This is a genomic window from Pseudomonas sp. GT1P32 (genome assembly GCF_054897805.1).
This window is the reverse complement of the sequence record NZ_CM142704.1, coordinates 2,333,231-2,350,993: the sequence shown is the minus strand read 5'-3', so window position 1 is coordinate 2,350,993 and position 17,763 is coordinate 2,333,231. Positions and strand designations below refer to the sequence as shown.

12 protein-coding genes are annotated in these 17,763 nt (G+C 60.4%); 5 read left to right on the top strand and 7 right to left on the bottom strand.

Annotated features, from left to right (window positions below; translation table 11 throughout):
* Positions 1 to 257: 257 nt before the first annotated feature.
* Positions 258 to 473, bottom strand: coding sequence for a ribosome modulation factor (gene rmf, locus ACYZUC_RS10710; RefSeq protein WP_003223300.1), 216 nt, complete (start codon positions 471 to 473; stop codon positions 258 to 260).
* Between the two features lie 531 nt (positions 474 to 1,004).
* Here rmf and rlmKL point away from each other — a divergent pair.
* Positions 1,005 to 3,275: a bifunctional 23S rRNA (guanine(2069)-N(7))-methyltransferase RlmK/23S rRNA (guanine(2445)-N(2))-methyltransferase RlmL gene (gene rlmKL / locus ACYZUC_RS10705; RefSeq protein ID WP_461995595.1), complete on the top strand. Its 2,271-nt coding sequence runs from the start codon at positions 1,005 to 1,007 to the stop codon at positions 3,273 to 3,275.
* Between the two features lie 143 nt (positions 3,276 to 3,418).
* Entirely contained in the window at positions 3,419 to 5,809 is a 2,391-nt protein-coding gene (locus ACYZUC_RS10700) for a sensor domain-containing diguanylate cyclase (protein WP_461995592.1), read from the top strand.
* Positions 5,810 to 5,952: 143 nt separating this feature from the next.
* Here ACYZUC_RS10700 and dacB read toward each other — a convergent pair whose 3' ends face one another.
* A complete protein-coding gene (dacB, locus tag ACYZUC_RS10695; protein WP_461995591.1) occupies positions 5,953 to 7,413 on the bottom strand; it encodes a D-alanyl-D-alanine carboxypeptidase/D-alanyl-D-alanine endopeptidase in 1,461 nt (486 codons plus the stop codon).
* A 233-nt stretch (positions 7,414 to 7,646) separates the two neighbouring features.
* On the opposite strand from dacB, the gene ACYZUC_RS10690 reads away from it, so the two are divergent.
* Positions 7,647 to 7,991 carry a YggL family protein gene (locus ACYZUC_RS10690; protein WP_008027379.1) on the top strand — a complete coding sequence of 115 codons (345 nt, stop codon included), beginning with the start codon at positions 7,647 to 7,649 and terminating at the stop codon, positions 7,989 to 7,991.
* Between the two features lie 184 nt (positions 7,992 to 8,175).
* Here ACYZUC_RS10690 and ACYZUC_RS10685 read toward each other — a convergent pair whose 3' ends face one another.
* Positions 8,176 to 9,366, bottom strand: coding sequence for a benzoate/H(+) symporter BenE family transporter (locus ACYZUC_RS10685; RefSeq protein ID WP_461995589.1), 1,191 nt, complete (start codon positions 9,364 to 9,366; stop codon positions 8,176 to 8,178).
* Positions 9,367 to 9,740: 374 nt separating this feature from the next.
* Between ACYZUC_RS10685 and ACYZUC_RS10680 the strand changes: the two genes are divergently transcribed.
* Positions 9,741 to 10,505, top strand: a complete 765-nt coding sequence (locus ACYZUC_RS10680; protein WP_008027375.1) for a GntR family transcriptional regulator — start codon at positions 9,741 to 9,743, stop codon at positions 10,503 to 10,505.
* A gap of 180 nt (positions 10,506 to 10,685) precedes the next feature.
* Here the strand turns inward: ACYZUC_RS10680 and guaD are convergent, their stop codons facing one another.
* The 4 genes from guaD to xdhA all read right to left on the bottom strand — a co-directional run bounded on the left by guaD (position 10,686) and on the right by xdhA (position 16,835).
* Positions 10,686 to 11,990 (bottom strand): guanine deaminase, encoded by a 1,305-nt coding sequence (gene guaD / locus ACYZUC_RS10675; RefSeq protein ID WP_461995587.1) that lies wholly within the window; start codon positions 11,988 to 11,990, stop codon positions 10,686 to 10,688.
* A gap of 8 nt (positions 11,991 to 11,998) precedes the next feature.
* The gene (gene xdhC, locus ACYZUC_RS10670) at positions 11,999 to 12,844 is read right to left on the bottom strand and encodes a xanthine dehydrogenase accessory protein XdhC (RefSeq protein ID WP_461995585.1); all 846 of its coding nucleotides are present in this window, start codon (positions 12,842 to 12,844) and stop codon (positions 11,999 to 12,001) included.
* A 144-nt stretch (positions 12,845 to 12,988) separates the two neighbouring features.
* On the bottom strand, positions 12,989 to 15,388 hold the full coding sequence (gene xdhB, locus ACYZUC_RS10665; protein ID WP_461995583.1) for a xanthine dehydrogenase molybdopterin binding subunit: 2,400 nt from the start codon (positions 15,386 to 15,388) through the stop codon (positions 12,989 to 12,991).
* Positions 15,381 to 16,835: a xanthine dehydrogenase small subunit gene (gene xdhA / locus ACYZUC_RS10660; RefSeq protein WP_461995582.1), complete on the bottom strand. Its 1,455-nt coding sequence runs from the start codon at positions 16,833 to 16,835 to the stop codon at positions 15,381 to 15,383. The genes xdhB and xdhA overlap by 8 nt, the downstream gene beginning before the upstream one ends.
* 266 nt (positions 16,836 to 17,101) lie before the next feature.
* Between xdhA and ACYZUC_RS10655 the strand changes: the two genes are divergently transcribed.
* Positions 17,102 to 17,761 carry a GntR family transcriptional regulator gene (locus ACYZUC_RS10655; protein ID WP_461995580.1) on the top strand — a complete coding sequence of 220 codons (660 nt, stop codon included), beginning with the start codon at positions 17,102 to 17,104 and terminating at the stop codon, positions 17,759 to 17,761.
* Positions 17,762 to 17,763 lie beyond the last annotated feature (2 nt).

Sequence of the window (17,763 nt, the reverse complement as noted above, 5' to 3'; positions counted from 1 at the left end):
TCGAGATCGCTTTCGCAGCATTGCATAACCCTTGTAGGAGCCGGCTTGCTGGCGATAGCGGTGGGTCAGCGACACATGTATTGCCTGATAGGACGCCATCGCCGGCAAGCCGGCTCCTACAGGGGGGGCTGGCCAAAGAGCAAGCATAAAAAAGGGCTCCTCGAAGGAGCCCTTGGGCCGAAGCCCGCCGCCCGGATGGGGCGTGCGTGGTAAGTCGTTACGTAATCAGGTTGTCGTGTCGGAGTGTGTGCCCTGTGTTAGCCGACGGCGTGAAGTTCGTTGAGTCTATGGATTCCCGCAGTGCCGGTCATACCGTCCCAGTTGTCGCCGCGTCCTTCTCGCCAGCCGTTAATCCAGGCTTGGCGTACTGACGGTAGAGTAAATGGGCAAAGCTCACGGGATTTGCCACCAACGCCATATTGATATCCGCGTAAAAATGCTCTTTCCAACGGATCACGCTTAAGTCTTCTCATAGGGTGTTGCCCTCACTTGTTGACTGTATGTATCGCGTTGACCTCAATCGAGGTCTGGCAGAAATGTCTGCCGTTGGGGGGCTCGCTGCCGGCGTGGCGAGCCAAGGTGTTGACGTCCGTTGTGGCGCCAACCTGTATTGAGTTCTAACCAATGCGTCACATCGAGGGAATGATCGTTTTGTCATAAGGACGTAACCATAAAGATGCTATGGCCATAAGTAACACGATGTTTGTCCCGTGTTTATTGGCCAAAGCCCTGTATGATCGGCCCCCCGCAGGATGAAGGGGTTAATCCTTTAGTGAGAATGCCTCGCGTTGGTCCCGGGCATTATTCGACGAAGGGTCGAGTTATGACATTTTGTTGCATCAACTTTTTTATCTGCCCGTGCATCTAAGCTCTTCTAACCTGAGCAGCACGGGTGGGACGGCACACCTTCGTGCCACGCGGGCGCTCTTTTAGAAAAGCGCCTGATTGAAAACCGGGCCGGCAATGCGTTGCCGGTTCACTTAGCCAAAGGCTCTGAAATTCCAATGTCCGATCAATTCGAAATCTTCCTCACTTGCCCAAAAGGCCTCGAAGGCCTGCTCATCGAGGAAGCCGTCGGGCTTGGCCTTGAAGAAGCGCGTGAGCACACCTCTGCCGTGCGCGGCATGGCGACCATGGAAACCGCTTATCGCCTGTGCCTGTGGTCGCGTCTGGCGAACCGGGTGCTGTTGGTGCTCAAGCGTTTCCCGATGAAGGACGCCGAAGACCTGTATCACGGCGTGCTCGATATCGAGTGGCAAGACCACATGCTCAACGACGGCACCCTGGCCGTCGAGTTCAGCGGTCACGGTTCGGGCATCGACAACACGCACTTTGGCGCCCTGAAAGTCAAAGACGCCATCGTCGACAAGCTGCGCACCCCGCAGGGCGGCCGTCCGTCCATCGACAAACTCAACCCGGACCTGCGTATTCACCTGCGCCTGGACCGTGGCGAAGCGATCCTGTCCCTCGACCTCTCCGGCCACAGCCTGCACCAGCGCGGCTATCGCCTGCAGCAAGGCGCGGCGCCGCTGAAGGAAAACCTCGCGGCCGCCATCCTGATCCGTTCCGGCTGGCCGCGCATTGCCGCCGACGGCGGCGCGCTGGCTGACCCGATGTGCGGTGTCGGTACGTTCCTCGTCGAAGCGGCGATGATCGCCGCCGATATGGCACCGAACCTGCGTCGCGAGCAGTGGGGTTTCACCGCGTGGCTTGGCCACGTGCCGGCGTTGTGGAAAAAGCTTCACGAAGAAGCCACCGAGCGCGCTGCGGCCGGTCTGGCCAAGCCACCGCTGTGGATTCGTGGCTACGAAGCCGACCCGCGCCTGATTCAACCGGGCCGCAACAACGTCGAGCGTGCCGGCCTGAGCGAGTGGATCAAGATCTATCAGGGCGAAGTCGGTACCTTCGAGCCGCGTCCGGACCAGAATCAGAAAGGCCTGGTGATCTGCAACCCACCGTACGGCGAGCGTCTGGGCGACGAGGCGAGCTTGCTCTACCTCTACCAGAACCTCGGCGAGCGTCTGCGTCAGGCCTGCCTGAACTGGGAAGCGGCGGTGTTCACCGGCGCGCCGGACCTGGGCAAGCGCATGGGCATCCGCAGCCACAAGCAGTATTCGTTCTGGAACGGCGCGTTGCCGTGCAAGCTGCTGCTGATCAAGGTCACGCCGGATCAGTTCGTCACCGGCGAGCGTCGTACCCCGGAACAGCGTCAGGTCGAGCGCGAACAGGCGGAATACGATCAGGCGCCGAACGAGCCGCAGGAACGCCAGTACAACAAAAACGGTAATCCGATCAAACCAGCCGCGGTACCCGCTCCGGTGATCGAGCAACCGCGTTTGAGCGAAGGCGGGCAGATGTTTGCCAACCGTCTGCAAAAGAATCTCAAGGCGCTGGGCAAATGGGTCAAGCGTGAAGGCATCGACTGCTACCGCGTCTACGATGCCGACATGCCGGAATACTCGATGGCCATCGACCTGTATCAGGATTGGGTTCACGTTCAGGAATACGCCGCGCCGAAATCCATCGACCCGGAAAAAGCCTCGGCGCGCATGTTTGATGCACTGGCAGCCATTCCGCAGGCGTTGAACATCGACAAGAACCGCGTAGTGGTCAAGCGTCGCGAGCGTCAGAGCGGTACCAAGCAGTACGAGCGTCAGGCGGCGCAAGGCAAGTTCGTCGAGGTCAACGAAGGCGGCGTGAAGCTGCTGGTCAACCTCACCGACTACCTCGACACCGGGCTGTTCCTCGACCACCGGCCAATGCGCATGCGCATCCAGAAAGAGGCGGCCGGCAAGCGCTTCCTCAATCTGTATTGCTACACCGCGACGGCCAGCGTCCACGCAGCCAAGGGCGGCGCGCGCAGCACCACCAGCGTCGACTTGTCGAAAACCTACCTCGACTGGGCGCGTCGCAACCTGTCGCTGAACGGTTTCTCCGACAAGAACCGTCTGGAGCAGAGCGACGTGATGGTCTGGCTGGATGCCTGCCGTGACGAGTTCGACCTGATCTTCATCGACCCGCCGACCTTCTCCAACTCCAAGCGCATGGAAGGGATCTTCGACGTGCAGCGAGATCAGGTGCAGTTGATCGACCTGGCCATGGCGCGACTGGCGCCGGGTGGCGTGTTGTACTTCTCCAACAACTTCCGCAAGTTCGCGCTCGAGGAAAACCTCACCGAGCGTTACGCGGTCGAGGAGATTACGACCCAGACCATCGATCCGGATTTCGCCCGCAACGGCAAGATCCACCGGGCCTGGAAAATCACTGCGCGCTGACAGTTTTTTGCATTGGATCCACAGAGCCTTGATTTTTAAAGGCTCTTGGCTTCTTTCAGTGCTGGTCAAATTGATGGCTAATAGCTATAACTCATCGCATGGCCAATGGGCTTTTCCGGCACCTGGCGTTTTGAGTTGCCTCTATGTCGTTGCACGCCGTGCGCCCAAAGATCCTGGGTTTTATCAGTGAAGACGTCTCGGCCTGGCTGGTCGCGTTGTTTGTATTGGTCGTCGGCGGGATTCTCACCGGGTTGCTCGCCTGGTCGACCCTGAATCTGTTTCACCAACAATTGCGGCAACGTTTCCAACTGCTGGCCAGTGAACGTTACAGCCGTATCGAAGAACGTTTCGAAGATCAGGAGCAGCGCCTCGATGGCCTGCGCCGATTCTTTGTCAATTCCGATTCGGTTGCCCGCGAGGAATTCGACGGTTACACCCAACCTTTGCTGCACCGGACACAGGCCTATTCGTTCGCCCTGCGGGTCAGTCGTGCCGAGCGGGCGGAGTTTGAGCGTCGGGTACGTGCAGAAGGTTTATCCGATTTCAGCATTCGTGAGCTCAATGCCGACGGTCAGCTGCAATTGGCAGCGGAACGCGATGAGTATGTCGTGGTGCTGTACAGCCAGACCCAGAGCAAGCTCGGCTCACCGTTGGGTTACGACCTGGCGGCGCAGCCCCTGCGTCGTGCCACCCTGGACCGGGCGGACCAGCATGGCCAGATGGCGGTGTCGCAACCGATGCATCTCGTCGCCATCGAGCCGGCCTATGCGCGGGGCGTGTTGCTGGTGGCGCCGGTCATTCCACGCAGCAGTCCAGACACGAAACCTTACGGTTATGTGATGGCGGTGATCAGCATGCGTCAGTTGCTTGCCGATGGCTTGCCGGAAGCGGGTCGTGATTATCTGTCGGTGCGAATCCTCGACCTGTCCACCGACGATCAGCACGAAGTGCTTTACGAATCGCCCAACGGCCCTGCCGTCAGTGAGTTGTCCGCGACCCGGCTGCTGCGGCTGGCCGACCATGACTATCAGGTCGACATCCAGCCCAGCGAGGCTTTTCTGCAAGCCAACCACTCTTCGGTCAGCAGCCTGGTGGTGCTGGGCGGGTTGCTCAGTCTGCTGCTCAGCTCGCTGCTGTATGTGTTGGTCAGTCAGCGGCAACGCGCGCTGAAAATGGTCGAGCAGCGGACCCAGGAGTTGCGCGCCCGTGAGCAGGAGCTGCGCGGTACTCATGGTCAACTGCGTGGCGTATTGAATGCCGCGACCCAGGTGGCAATCATCGCCACCGACCTGCGCGGCGTCATCAGCACGTTCAACGCCGGGGCGGAGCAGATGCTCGGCTACTCGAGCGTGGAAGTGGTGGGGCACATGACCCTGGAAAACCTGCACCTGCCCCGGGAACTTGCTGCGCGTTCGGCCGAGTTGAGTACACGTTATGGCAAAACGATTCCGACCTGCCAGGCGATGTTGGTCGAGGGCGGCGAGGAGGGCGGTCACGAGGCGCGGGAGTGGACGCTGGTGCGTGGCGATGGCAGTCAGTTGACGGTGAACATGCTGGCGACCCCGGTGCTCGACGAGCAAGGTTTGTGGGTCGGGCACCTGGCGATCTGCATCGACGTCACCGAGCGCAAGCGCGTGCACGAAGCGCTCGCTGCTCGGGATTTGCTCTTGAAGAAACTCAGCGCCCATGTGCCCGGCGGGATTTACCAGTTCAAGATGGAATTCGACGGGCGCTTCAGTGTGATCTACGCCAGCGATGGTATCCGCGAAATCTATGAGCTCGAACCGGATGTGATGCTGCTCAACGCAGAAGCCATTTTCACCCGGATTCACCCCCAGGACACCACCCGGGTCCGCGCCTCAATCCGGGCGTCGGCGGACACGCTCAGCCCGTGGCGCGAAGAGTACCGCGTGCAGTTGCCGATGCGGGGTCTGCGCTGGGTGCGTGGTGAAGCGACGCCGGAGGAACTGCCCGGTGGCGGCGTGCTCTGGCATGGCTACGTCTCGGACATCTCTGACCTCAAGCGCGTCGAAGAAGAGCTGAGGGCGCTGTCGATCACCGACTCGTTGACCGGGATCCATAACCGTCGCTACTTCCAGGAGCGGCTGACCACCGAGATGGCTCGTGTGGAGCGCGGTGGCGGCGAGTTGTCGGTGATCATGCTCGACATCGACCATTTCAAACGCATCAATGACCAGCATGGTCACGCCGTGGGCGATCGGGTGTTGCAGGCGGTGTGCGAGCGCATCGGCAATCGCCTGCGCCGCACCGATGTGTTCTGTCGCCTGGGCGGTGAAGAGTTTATGGTGCTCTGCCCGGACATCGACGGCGAACAAGCCTTTGGGCTGGCGCTGGAACTGTGGCAGGGCTTGCGCAGTTCGCCGATCGACGACGTCGGGATCGTCACGGCGAGTTTCGGTATCGCCAGTTGGCGTGCCGACGAAGGCGCGGATGCGTTGCTGCTGCGGGCGGACTCGGGGGTGTATGCGGCGAAACAGGCGGGACGGGATCGGGTTCAGGGGGAGATGAATTAACCCCCCCGGCTGCACGCAAACGTTCTGTAGGAGCCGGCTTGCTGGCGATGGCGTTCGTTCAGGCGATTCACCTGTCGACTGACCCACCGCTATCGCCAGCAAGCCGGCTCCTACAGTTGATCTCCAGTGTTCTTCAGATCGGGTTACAGAACCGAAGCCGTATCAGGCAGTTTCGGCTGGCGATACAGGTCCAGCAGCACCTGATCCAGCACTGACGATGCGCCAAACGGGGCCTTGTCGTTGAGGATCGCCACCACCGCCCAGGTGTTGCCATTGACGTCGCGGCTGAAGCCGGAGATCGCGCGCACGGTGTTCAGGGTGCCGGTCTTGACGTGGGCTTCACCGCGCATCGCGGTGGTCTTCAGGCGTTTGCGCATGGTGCCGTCGGTGCCGGCAATCGGCATCGAACTGATGAACTCGGCAGCGTACGGGCTGCGCCACGCGGCTTGCAGCATTGCCGCCATTTCACGGGCGCTCACGCGTTCTGCGCGGGACAGGCCGGAACCGTTTTCCATCACCAGGTGCGGCGCGGTAATGCCTTTCTTCGCCAGCCACTGACGCACCACGCGCTGGGCCGCTTTGGCGTCATCGGCATCGGCATCGGTGCGGAATTTCTGGCCCAGGCTCAGGAACAGCTGCTGCGCCATGGTGTTGTTACTGTATTTGTTGATGTCGCGGATGACTTCCGCCAGGTCCGGCGAGAAGGCGCGAGCCAGGACCTTGGCGTCTTTCGGCGTGGGTGCCAGAACGTCCTTGCCCTGAATGCTGCCGCCCAGTTCCTTCCAGATCGCCCGGACGGCACCGGCGGTGTACGTCGCGTGGTCGAGCAGCGACAGGTAAGTCTGCGAGCTGCAGCCTTCGCCCAACTGCCCGCCGACGGTCACGGTGACGCTGCCGTCGGCCTGGGTCACCGGGTTGTAACGCACGCCACCGGTGCATTGCTTGGTGTTGACGGCCTTGACCTGGTTTTCGATGCGGATGCTGGCAATCGGCGGCTCTACCGAGATCAGCACACGGCCGTTGTCGTTGCGCGCGACGAAACGCAGGGCCTTGAGGTTGACCAGCAGCGAATCGGGTTTGACCAGGAACGGTTTGTTCTCGTCATTGCCGTCATCGTTGAACTCCGGCAGTTGCGGTTGCACGAAGAAGCCGCGATCGAGCACCAGGTCGCCGGTGACTTGCGTCACGCCGTTGGCCCGCAGGTCGCGCATCAGCAGCCAGAGTTTTTCCATGTTCAGTTTCGGATCGCCGCCACCCTTGAGGTAGAGGTTGCCGTTGAGAATGCCGCCGCTGAGGGTGCCGTCGGTGTAGAACTCGGTTTTCCACTGGTGGTTCGGGCCGAGCATTTCCAGCGCTGCATAGGTGGTCACCAGTTTCATGGTGGACGCCGGGTTGACCGAGACGTCAGCGTTGAAAATGGTCGGGGTGCCAGGGCCGTTGAGCGGGATCATCACCAGGGACAGGGCGTTGTCCTGCAGCTTACTGGCCTTGAGGGCTTTTTCGACGTTGGGCGACAGCGCGGTATTGATGGCAGCAGCGGAAACGGGGAGGGCCAGCGGGAGAAGAAGACTGGCCAGCAACAGTGGACGCAAAGATTTGATCATCTGAAATAAAACCCTACAGCCGAGGGGAAAAAGACGAGGGCATGAAGATAATTTCCCTCAGTGGTCATGAAAGTGTCGGCATTATGCCCCAAGGTGTAGCGGCTTGTGCCGTGCCCGCGCCTTCTAATCCGCTATTTTTTTACCGGCGGTAACGCGTTGCGCCCAGAGAGTCGGGCAATTGGCGGCTTAAACTGCTAAAGTGCCGCCCGTTATTACTTATGAGGATTGTTCCAATGGCGACTAACCGTTCCCAGCGTCTGCGCAAAAAACTGTGCGTCGATGAATTTCAAGAGCTGGGTTTCGAACTGAACCTGGATTTCAAAGAAGATTTGGCTGATGAAGCCATTGATGCTTTCCTCGACGCGTTCCTGAAAGAAGCCATGGAAGCCAACGGTCTGGGCTATGTTGGCGGCGACGACTTCGGTCTGGTTTGCCTGCAGAAACGTGGCTCGGTGTCCGAAGAGCAGCGTGCAGCTGTTGAAGCCTGGCTCAAAGGCCGCAGCGAACTGACTGAAGTCACCGTCAGCCCGCTGATCGACGTCTGGTACCCGGAAAAGCCGATCAATCCGGTAGCTTGATGTCATAAAAAACGGCGACCCAAGGGTCGCCGTTTTTTTATGCCTGCTTTTTGATGGTGCATGGCTTGGCCGCCATGGCGATCTCGGGAATGCCTTCGCGGGCAAGTCGGATCGCCGCACCGCTCGCACCTACAGGTACCGCGCAAAGCCCTTGTAGGAGCGAGGCTTGCCCGCGAAGGGGCCCTCAGGCCTTGCGCCAATTCAGAATCACCAGCGTCAACACCCCCGCCACAATTCCCCAGAACGCCGAACCCACGGAAAACAGCGTCAACCCCGACGCCGTGACCATAAAGGTGATCAGCGCCGCTTCGCGCTCCTTCACCTCGGTCATGGCAATGCTCAAGCCATTGATGATCGAGCCGAACAACGCCAGCGCTGCAATCGACAGCACCAGTTCTTTGGGCAGCGCGGCAAACAGCGCCGCCAGCGTCGCGCCGAACACCCCGGCGATCCCGTAGAAAACCCCGCACCACACGGCGGCCGTGTAACGCTTGTTGCGGTCTTCGTGGGCATGCGGCCCGGTGCAGATCGCCGCACTGATGGCGGCCAGGTTGATCCCGTGGGAACCGAACGGCGCCAGCAGCAGCGAGGCGATGCCCGTCGTAGTAATCAGCGGCGAGGCCGGCACGGTGTAGCCGTCGGCGCGCAGCACCGCAATGCCCGGCATGTTCTGCGAGGTCATCGCCACCACGAACAGCGGAATGCCGATGCTGATGGTCGCGGCCAGGGAGAAGTGCGGCGTGGTCCAGACCGGCGTCGCCACTTCCAGGTGAAACGCGCTGAAATCCAGCAGCCCCATGAACCCTGACAGCGCCGTACCGATCAGCAGCGCAGCGAGTACCGCGTAGCGCGGCGACAGGCGCTTGACCACCAGGTAGGTGAAAAACATCCCCAGCACCAGCGCGGTGCGATGTTGGGCGGCGACGAAGATTTCGCTGCCGATCTTGAACAGAATCCCGGCCAGCAACGCGGCGGCCAATGAGGCTGGAATCTTCTTCACCAAGCGTTCGAAGCTGCCGGTCAAGCCACACACGGTGACCAGCACTGCGCAAGTCATGTAGGCGCCAATGGCTTCGCCGTAACTCACACCGCCCAGGCTGGTGATCAGCAACGCCGCACCGGGTGTCGACCAGGCAATGGTGATCGGCGTGCGATAACGCAGGGACAGGCCAATCGAACACACCGCCATGCCAATGGAAATCGCCCAGATCCACGACGAAATCTGCCCGCTGGTCAGGCCTGCCGCTTGCCCGGCCTGGAACATCAACACCAGGGAGCTGGTGTAGCCGGTCATCATCGCGATAAACCCGGCGACGATGGCAGAAGGGGACGTGTCCGCTAATGGGCGGAGCTGCGTGTGCGTGGCGTCGTTCATGACAACGGTGTTCCTTAATACGTACGAAAATACCCAAAGCAACACAAACCCATGTAGGAGCGAGCGGTGCGGCGTTCCGACTTGCCCGCGAAGGCGTCGTGTCATTCAACATTGATGTCAACTGACACGACGCCTTCGCGGGCAAGCCTCGCTCCTACAAGGAGATCGTATTCGCTGCGGATCCTGCGGATAAGCCTAAACTCAAACGTAAGCAATCGTTGCAATACAGCAAAGGCGACAAACAGCCGTACAGTCGTGTTGCCACCATCCATTGTGTACAATCGCGGTGTTTTTTACGCGATACTTGCCAGCGACCCACTGTGCCGTATTACAGTCACGGTCAATTCGCCGCAGTTCTCCCGACTCGAGTGCCCATGAACGAACAGTTGCAACCCCTCAAGAAACAACCGCGAGCAGGCAAAGCCGGCCGCAGCGGTACCCAGGACGATATTGTCTACGCGCATATCTTCGAGGCCATCCTCGAACAGCGCCTGGCGCCCGGCACCAAGTTGAGCGAAGAAGCGCTGGGGGAAATTTTCGGGGTCAGTCGCACCATCATTCGCCGCGCGCTGTCGCGCCTGGCCCATGAAGGCGTCGTGCTGTTGCGGCCGAATCGCGGCGCGGTAGTTGCCAGCCCGAGTGTCGAGGAAGCGCGCCAGGTGTTCCTCGCCCGACGTCTGGTCGAGCGCGCAATCACTGAACTGGCCGTGCAGCACGCCACTGCCGAGCAGATCGCCGAATTGCGCCAGATGGTCAACGACGAGCGCGACAGCTTTTCCCGTGGCGATCGCGGTGCCGGCATTCGTCTGTCGGGCGAATTCCACCTGAAACTGGCCGAAGCAGCGAAGAATGCACCGCTGATCAGCTTCCAGCGCAGCCTGGTGTCCCAGACTTCGTTGATCATCGCGCAGTACGAAAGCGGCAACCGTTCGCACTGTTCCTATGACGAACACACCCAACTGATCGACGCCATCGAAGCGCGCAACGGTGAGTTGGCGGTGAACCTGATGATGCATCACATGGACCACATCGACAGCAAACTCAACCTCGACGAAGAAAGCGCGTCGGATGATTTGCATGCGGTGTTCTCGCATTTGTTGCAGACCAAGAAGCCAGGGCGTTCGCCGGCGAAAATCTGATAGACCGAGTCGCCTGCTTCGCGAGCAAGCCCGCTCCCACACTGGATCTTCAGCGCACACATTGTTTGTGTACGACAGAGATCCAATGTGGGAGCGGGCTTGCTCGCGAAGGCGATGTGACAGGCAACAAAAATCCCCCGGGCTGAAAAGCGATGGGGGATTTTTTATGCCCGAAAAACCTTACCGCTGATGCACCTGATTCCCCGCCGCATACGTCTGCAGCACCGTCCGGTCATCCCCCAGCGTCATCAACACAAACAACGTCTCGGCAATGTTGTTCGCCTGCTTCAAGCGGTAGCTCAGCAACGGCGTGGCGTTGTAATCCAGCACCAGGAAGTCCGCGTCGGTGCCCGGTTGTAGTGTGCCGATCTTGTCCTCAAGCCGCAGTGCTCGTGCGCCGCCCAGCGTCGCCAGGTACAACGATTTGAACGGGCTCAGTCGTGCCCCTTGCAACTGCATGACCTTGTACGCCTCGTTCAGCGTTTGCAGCAGCGAGAAACTGGTGCCGCCACCCACATCGGTGCCGATGCCGACATTGAGTTTGTGCTTCTCGGCCATCGGCAGGTTGAACAGGCCGCTGCCAAGGAAGAAGTTCGAAGTCGGGCAGAACGAGATGGCCGAGCCGGTTTCTGCCAATCGTGCGCATTCGTCATCGCACAGGTGCACACCGTGGGCGAAGACCGAGCGCTCGCCGAGCAACTGGTAGTGATCGTAAACGTCCAGGTAGCCCTTGCGCTCCGGGAACAGTTCCTTTACCCACTCGATTTCCTTGAGGTTTTCGCTGATGTGGGTCTGCATGTACAGGTCCGGATATTCACTCAGCAACTGACCGGCGAGGGTCAGTTGTTCCGGGGTGCTGGTCGGGGCGAAACGCGGCGTCACGGCGTAGTGCAAGCGACCCTTGCCGTGCCAGCGCTCGATCAACGCCTTGCTTTCGACGTAGCTGGATTCGGCGGTGTCGGTCAGGTAGTCCGGCGCGTTGCGGTCCATCATCACCTTGCCGGCGATCATCCGCAGGTCCAGCTGTTCAGCTGTTTCGAAGAACGAGTTCACCGATTGCGGGTGCACGCTGCCGAACACCAGCGCAGTAGTGGTGCCGTTGCGCAGCAGTTCCTTGATGAAAATGTCTGCGACTTCGTCGGCGTGAGTCTTGTCGGCGAACTGGCTTTCACACGGGAAGGTGTAGGTGTTGAGCCAGTCCAGCAACTGCTCGCCGTAGGCACCGACCATGCCGGTTTGCGGCAAATGGATGTGGGTGTCGATGAAACCGGGGGTGATCAGCGCGTCCTGATATTGAGTGATCTCGATATCGGCGGGCAGGGTTGGCAGCAATTCGCTGGCGTGACCGAGGGCACTGATCTGGCCGTTATCGACCACCAGCAAGCCGTCTTCGAAATACTCGTACGAGGCTTCGATACCCACTTCAGCGGGGTCGGCGATGCTGTGCAGGATGGCGGCGCGGTAGGCTTTGCGAGTCAGAGGCATGGGCGTTCTCAATTAGAGGCTTGGCTGCGGCGTGAAGCAGGCAGCAATTTGGCAATCGACGATCCGGCGCTGGCGGTGTGCTGGCCGAAATTCGCGTTATAGGTGGCGATGATTTCGCCGGCGATGGAGATGGCGATTTCCACAGGCAATTTGCCTTTGACTTCGCCGATGCCCATCGGGCAGCGCATGCGTTGCAGCACGCGGCTGTCAAAACCACGGTCGCGCAGGCGATGTTCGAACTTCACCCGTTTGGTCTTCGAACCGATCAGGCCGAAGTAGGCGAAGTCGTTGCGCTTGAGGATCGCGGCGGTGAGTTCGAGGTCGAGCTGATGATTGTGGGTCATGACGATGCAGTAGCTGCCGGCGGGCAGGTCTTCGATTTCATCCACCGGTTCTTCGGCGACGATTTTGCGCACGCCGTGGGGGATCTGTTCAGGGAATTCATCTTCCCGCGAATCGATCCAGCGCACCCGGCAGGGCAGGCTGGCGAGCAGTGGCACCAGTGCGCGACCGACATGGCCGGCGCCGAACACGGCGATCTGCGCCTGGACCTGGCCCATCGGTTCGAACAGCAACACGGTCACGCCGCCGCAGCACTGGCCGAGGCTGGCACCGAGGCTGAAGCGCTCCAGATGCGTGTCCTGTTTGCCGCTGGCGAGCATTTCGCGGCCGATCTGCATGGCCTTGTATTCCAGATGCCCGCCACCGATGGTGTCGAAGGTCTGGTTGGCACTGATGACCATTTTCGAACCGGCATTGCGCGGCGTCGAGCCGAGCTCTTCGATGATGGTCACCAACACGCAGGGTTCGCCCCGGTTTTGCAGGTCGGCGAGGGCGTCGATCCAGTTGTACATGTTTCACCTCGACATCTGTGTTGTCTGTTCCGGCCTCTTCGCGGGCAAGCCTCGCTCCTACAGGTTTTGTGTCGTCCGCATAATCGCGATTCAACATCTGACCCGTAGGAGCGAGGCTTGCCCGCGAAGGGCGCGTCTCGGTTTCTAGAGCGAAGCCAACTCGGTTTCGGCTTCCACGGCCTTCGCCGCCTTCAACTGCCGCATCTGCTCACAGCCCCACAACACCCGCTCCGGCGTCGCCGGCGCATCGATTTTCGGTTGATGTTTGTAATCGCCCAGACTCGCCACAGCGTCCTTGATCGCACACCACGACGCGATGCCGAGCATGAACGGCGGCTCGCCCACAGCCTTGGAATGGAACACCGTGTCTTCTGGGTTCTTGCGGTTTTCCACCAGCTTCACCCGCAGGTCCAGCGGCATGTCGGCGACCGCCGGGATCTTGTAGCTAGCCGGGCCGTTGGTCATCAGTTTGCCCTTGGCATTCCAGACCAGCTCTTCCATGGTCAGCCAGCCCATGCCCTGGATGAAACCGCCCTCGACCTGACCGATGTCGATGGCCGGGTTCAGCGAGGCGCCGACGTCGTGGAGGATGTCGGTGCGCAGCATTTTGTACTCGCCGGTCAGGGTGTCGACGATCACTTCGCAGCACGCTGCACCAAACGCGTAGTAGTAGAACGGCCGACCACGGGCCTGGCTGCGGTCGTAGAAGATTTTCGGGGTCTTGTAGAAGCCGGTGCTCGACAGCGACACCTGGGCGAAATACGCCTGCTGGATCAGCGCTTCGAACGTCAGGATGTGATCGCGAACCCGTACGTGGCCGTTGTGGAATTCCACGTCCTCTTCGCTGACCTTGTATTGCCGCGCGGCGAATTCCACCAGGCGCTTCTTGATGATTTCCGCCGCGTTTTGCGCGGCTTTACCGTTCAGGTCGGCACCGCTGGACGCGGCGGTCGGCGAGGTGTTCGGCACCTTGTCGGTGTTGGTCGCGGTGATCTGCACGCGGTCCATTTCCACCTGGAACACTTCGGCCACGACCTGCGCGACTTTGGTGTTCAGGCCCTGGCCCATTTCCGTGCCGCCATGGTTCAGGTGGATGCTGCCGTCGGTGTAGACGTGCACCAGCGCACCGGCCTGGTTGAGGAAACTGGCGGTGAAGGAAATACCGAATTTCACTGGGGTCAGCGCCAGGCCTTTTTTCAGGATCGGGCTGTTGGCGTTGTAGCGGCGAATCGCTTCGCGGCGTTCGGCATACTGGCTGCTTTCTTCCAGTTCGGCGGTCATTTCCTCGAGCATGTTGTGCTCGACGGTCTGGTAGTAATGGGTGACGTTGCGTTCGGTCTTGCCGTAGTAGTTGGCCTTGCGCACCGCCAGCGGATCGAGTGCCAGATGCCGGGCAATCGCGTCCATGACTTCTTCGATGGCGACCATCCCTTGCGGGCCGCCGAAGCCACGGTAAGCGGTGTTCGACGCGGTGTTGGTCTTGCAGCGGTGACCGTTGATCGTCGCATCGCCCAAGTAGTACGAGTTGTCAGCGTGGAACATCGCACGGTCGACAATCGAGTTCGACAGGTCCGGCGAGCAGCCGCAGTTACCCGCCAGTTCCAGCTGGATGCCGTGCAGGCGCCCGCTGTCGTCAAAGCCCACGTCGTACTCGACATAGAACGGGTGACGCTTGCCGGTCATCAGCATGTCTTCAACACGCGGCAGGCGCATTTTGGTCGGCTGGCCGGTGAGGTGCGCGATGACGGCGCACAAGCATGCCGGGCTCGCCGCCTGGGTTTCCTTACCACCAAAACCACCGCCCATGCGGCGCATGTCGACGACGATTTTGTTCATCGACACGTCCAGCACTTCCGCCACCAGTTTCTGTACTTCGGTGGGGTTTTGCGTGGAGCAGTAGACGATCATCCCGCCGTCTTCAGTGGGCATCACCGACGAGATCTGCGTTTCGAGGTAGAAGTGCTCCTGGCCGCCAATGTGCAACGTGCCCTGGATACGATTTTTCGCTGTCGCCAGCGCGTTGACCGAATCACCGCGTTCATGGGTGTGGCTGTCGAGCACGTAATGCTTTTTGCGAAAGGCTTCGACCACGTCCAGTACCGGTTCCAGGTCTTCGTATTCGATCACTGCGGCCATGGCGGCTTTGCGTGCGGTCTCCAGGTCGCGGGCGGCCACGGCCATGACGACCTGACCGACGAACTGCACCGTGTCGATGGCCAGCAACGGATCACCCGGCATCAGCGGGCCGATGTCTTTCAGGCCCGGCACGTCTTCGTGAGTAATGGCGATGCGCACGCCTTCGAAGGCGTAGCAAGGCTTGGTGTCGATGCTGATGATTTTCGCGTGGGCGCGGTCCGACAGCCGTGCGTAAACGTGCAGCTGGTTCGGAAACTCCAGACGGTCGTCGATGTACTGCGCCTCACCGGACACATGCTTGGCGGCGCTGTCGTGCTTGACGCTGCGGCCGACGCCGGTGGTCAGGTCCTTGGCGAACAGTTCAGCCAGTTCGGCTTGGGTCTTCTCTACAGCGTGATGATTAGACATAAGCGGTCACCCGAGTCTCGATGTGCGGCGTTTGCAGTTCGATGAAGTATTTGCGCAGCAGGTTTTGCGCGCTGAGCAGGCGGTATTCCTTGCTGGCGCGGAAGTCCGAGAGCGGCGTGAAGTCTTCGGCCAGTGCAGCGCATGCGCGTTCGACGGTGGCGTTGTTGAAGGGGGAGCCGAGCAACACGGCTTCGCAGTTGGCGGCGCGTTTCGGGATGGCTGCCATGCCGCCAAACGCCACGCGTGCGTCGGCGATCACACCGTTTTCCAGGCGGATGTTGAAGGCGGCGCAAACGGCGGAAATGTCATCGTCCAGACGCTTGGAAACCTTGTAGGCGCGGAACAGTTGTTCGGCGCTGGCACGCGGCACGATGATCTTCTCGATGAACTCGCTTTCCTGACGCGCCGTGACGCGGTAATCGATGAAGTAATCTTCCAGGGCCATGGTGCGACGGGTTTCACCCTTGCACAAAACGATCTGCGCGCCCAAGGCGATCAGCAGCGGTGGTGAGTCACCAATCGGCGAGGCGTTGCCAATGTTGCCGCCGAGGGTGCCCTGGTTGCGGATCTGCAACGAAGCGAAGCGATGCAGTAATTCGCCGAAGTCCGGGTACTCGGCGTTCAAGGCCTCATAGCAATCGGAGAGGGCGGTGGCGGCGCCGATTTCCAGGCGATCGTCAAAGCGTTCGATGCGCTTCATCTCGGCGACGTTGCCGACGTAAATCATCACCGGCAGCGTGCGGTGGAATTGCGTGACTTCCAGCGCCAGGTCTGTGCCGCCGGCCAGCAGCCGGGCCTGTGGATAAGCGTCGTAGAGGTCGGCCAGGTCGGCGACGGTCAGCGGCACCAGGCAGCGCTTGTCGCCGCTGTTGAGTTCGCCGATATCGGTCGGCGCGATGGCCTTCAGGCGTGCAATGGTCTCGGCTTCGCGAGCGTCGAATTGATCGGGTTGCTTGCCGCAGCAGGATTGCTCGGCGGCTTGCAGAATCGGCCGATAGCCGGTGCAACGGCAGAGGTTGCCGGCCAGTGCTTCGTGCGCTTTATGCGAGTCCGGTTGTTCGCTGTTCTTTTGCAGCGCGAACAGCGACATCACGAAACCGGGGGTGCAGAAGCCGCATTGCGAGCCGTGGCACTCGACCATGGCTTTCTGCACGCTGTGCAGTTCGCCTTTGTGCTTGAGGTCTTCGACGCTGATCAGTTGCTTGCCGTGCAACGACGAAACGAACGTCAGGCACGAGTTGAGGCTGCGATAGCGAATGTGTTCGCGGCCATCGTCATCCGTTTGCAACTCGCCGACCACCACGGTACACGCGCCGCAGTCACCGCTGGCGCAGCCTTCTTTGGTGCCGGGTTTGCCCACATGGTCGCGCAGATAATTGAGCACGGTCAGGTTTGGGTCCAGGGCGTGCTCGCTACGGAGTTCCTGGTTAAGTAAAAACTGGATCACGGAAGGCCTCGCAGACTCATTATTGTTGTTAACCGACTTGGACCGAATTTATCAGGTCTGACTTTGCGGTCAATGATTTTCTGACTTAAAGGTCAGGAAATAGCATTTTGTCGATCAACGACTCGTTCCTTCATTATTGACCCTTGCGGGTTAGCCTGCTTTTTGCGGGATTCGTGCCAAAAACCGCCGAGTGGGCACTCCGCCATGACCCCTCATGTGCGCTACACTGCGCCGCTTGTACAGATCGAAGAATTTGAAGGACACCCATGACGTTCAAGGCGCCGGACAGCCTCGCCGAGCAAATTGCTCACCACCTCGCCGAACGCATCATTCGTGGCGAAATGAAGCCCGGGGAGCGCATCCAGGAACAGAAGGTCACGCTGGCCCTCAATGTCAGCCGCGGTTCGGTCCGCGAAGCCTTGCTGATCCTCGAGCGTCGCCACCTGATCGCGATCCTGCCGCGACGCGGTGCCCACGTGACCGAGCTCACCGCCCACAAGGTGCAGAGCCTGTGCACGCTGATGGGCGAGATGTACATCCTGCTCGCCAATGCCGTGGCCAAAGGCTGGCAAGTCCAGGCCGACCTGGCGCCGTTCGTGCAGATCCAGCAGCGCCTGACCGCGAGCTACGAGCGCCAGGACATCCATGCCTTCGTCGACGACAGTTTCAATGTGATGCGCGCCACGTACGGGTTTGCCAACAACCCGTACTTGCAGGAAACCGTCGAGAATCTGCAACCGGCCATGAGCCGTGCGTATTTCCTCGCCCTGGAACAGCGCAAGGCCTCGATGAGCGAGTATCTGGAACTGTTCGAGCGCTTGCTCGCGGCCGTGATCGCCCGTGATCATGCGCTGATTCGCACCGTGCTGACCGCGTATTGCCAGCGCAGTTGCGATCTGGTGATCTCTGCCCTGACGGACGCTTAAGC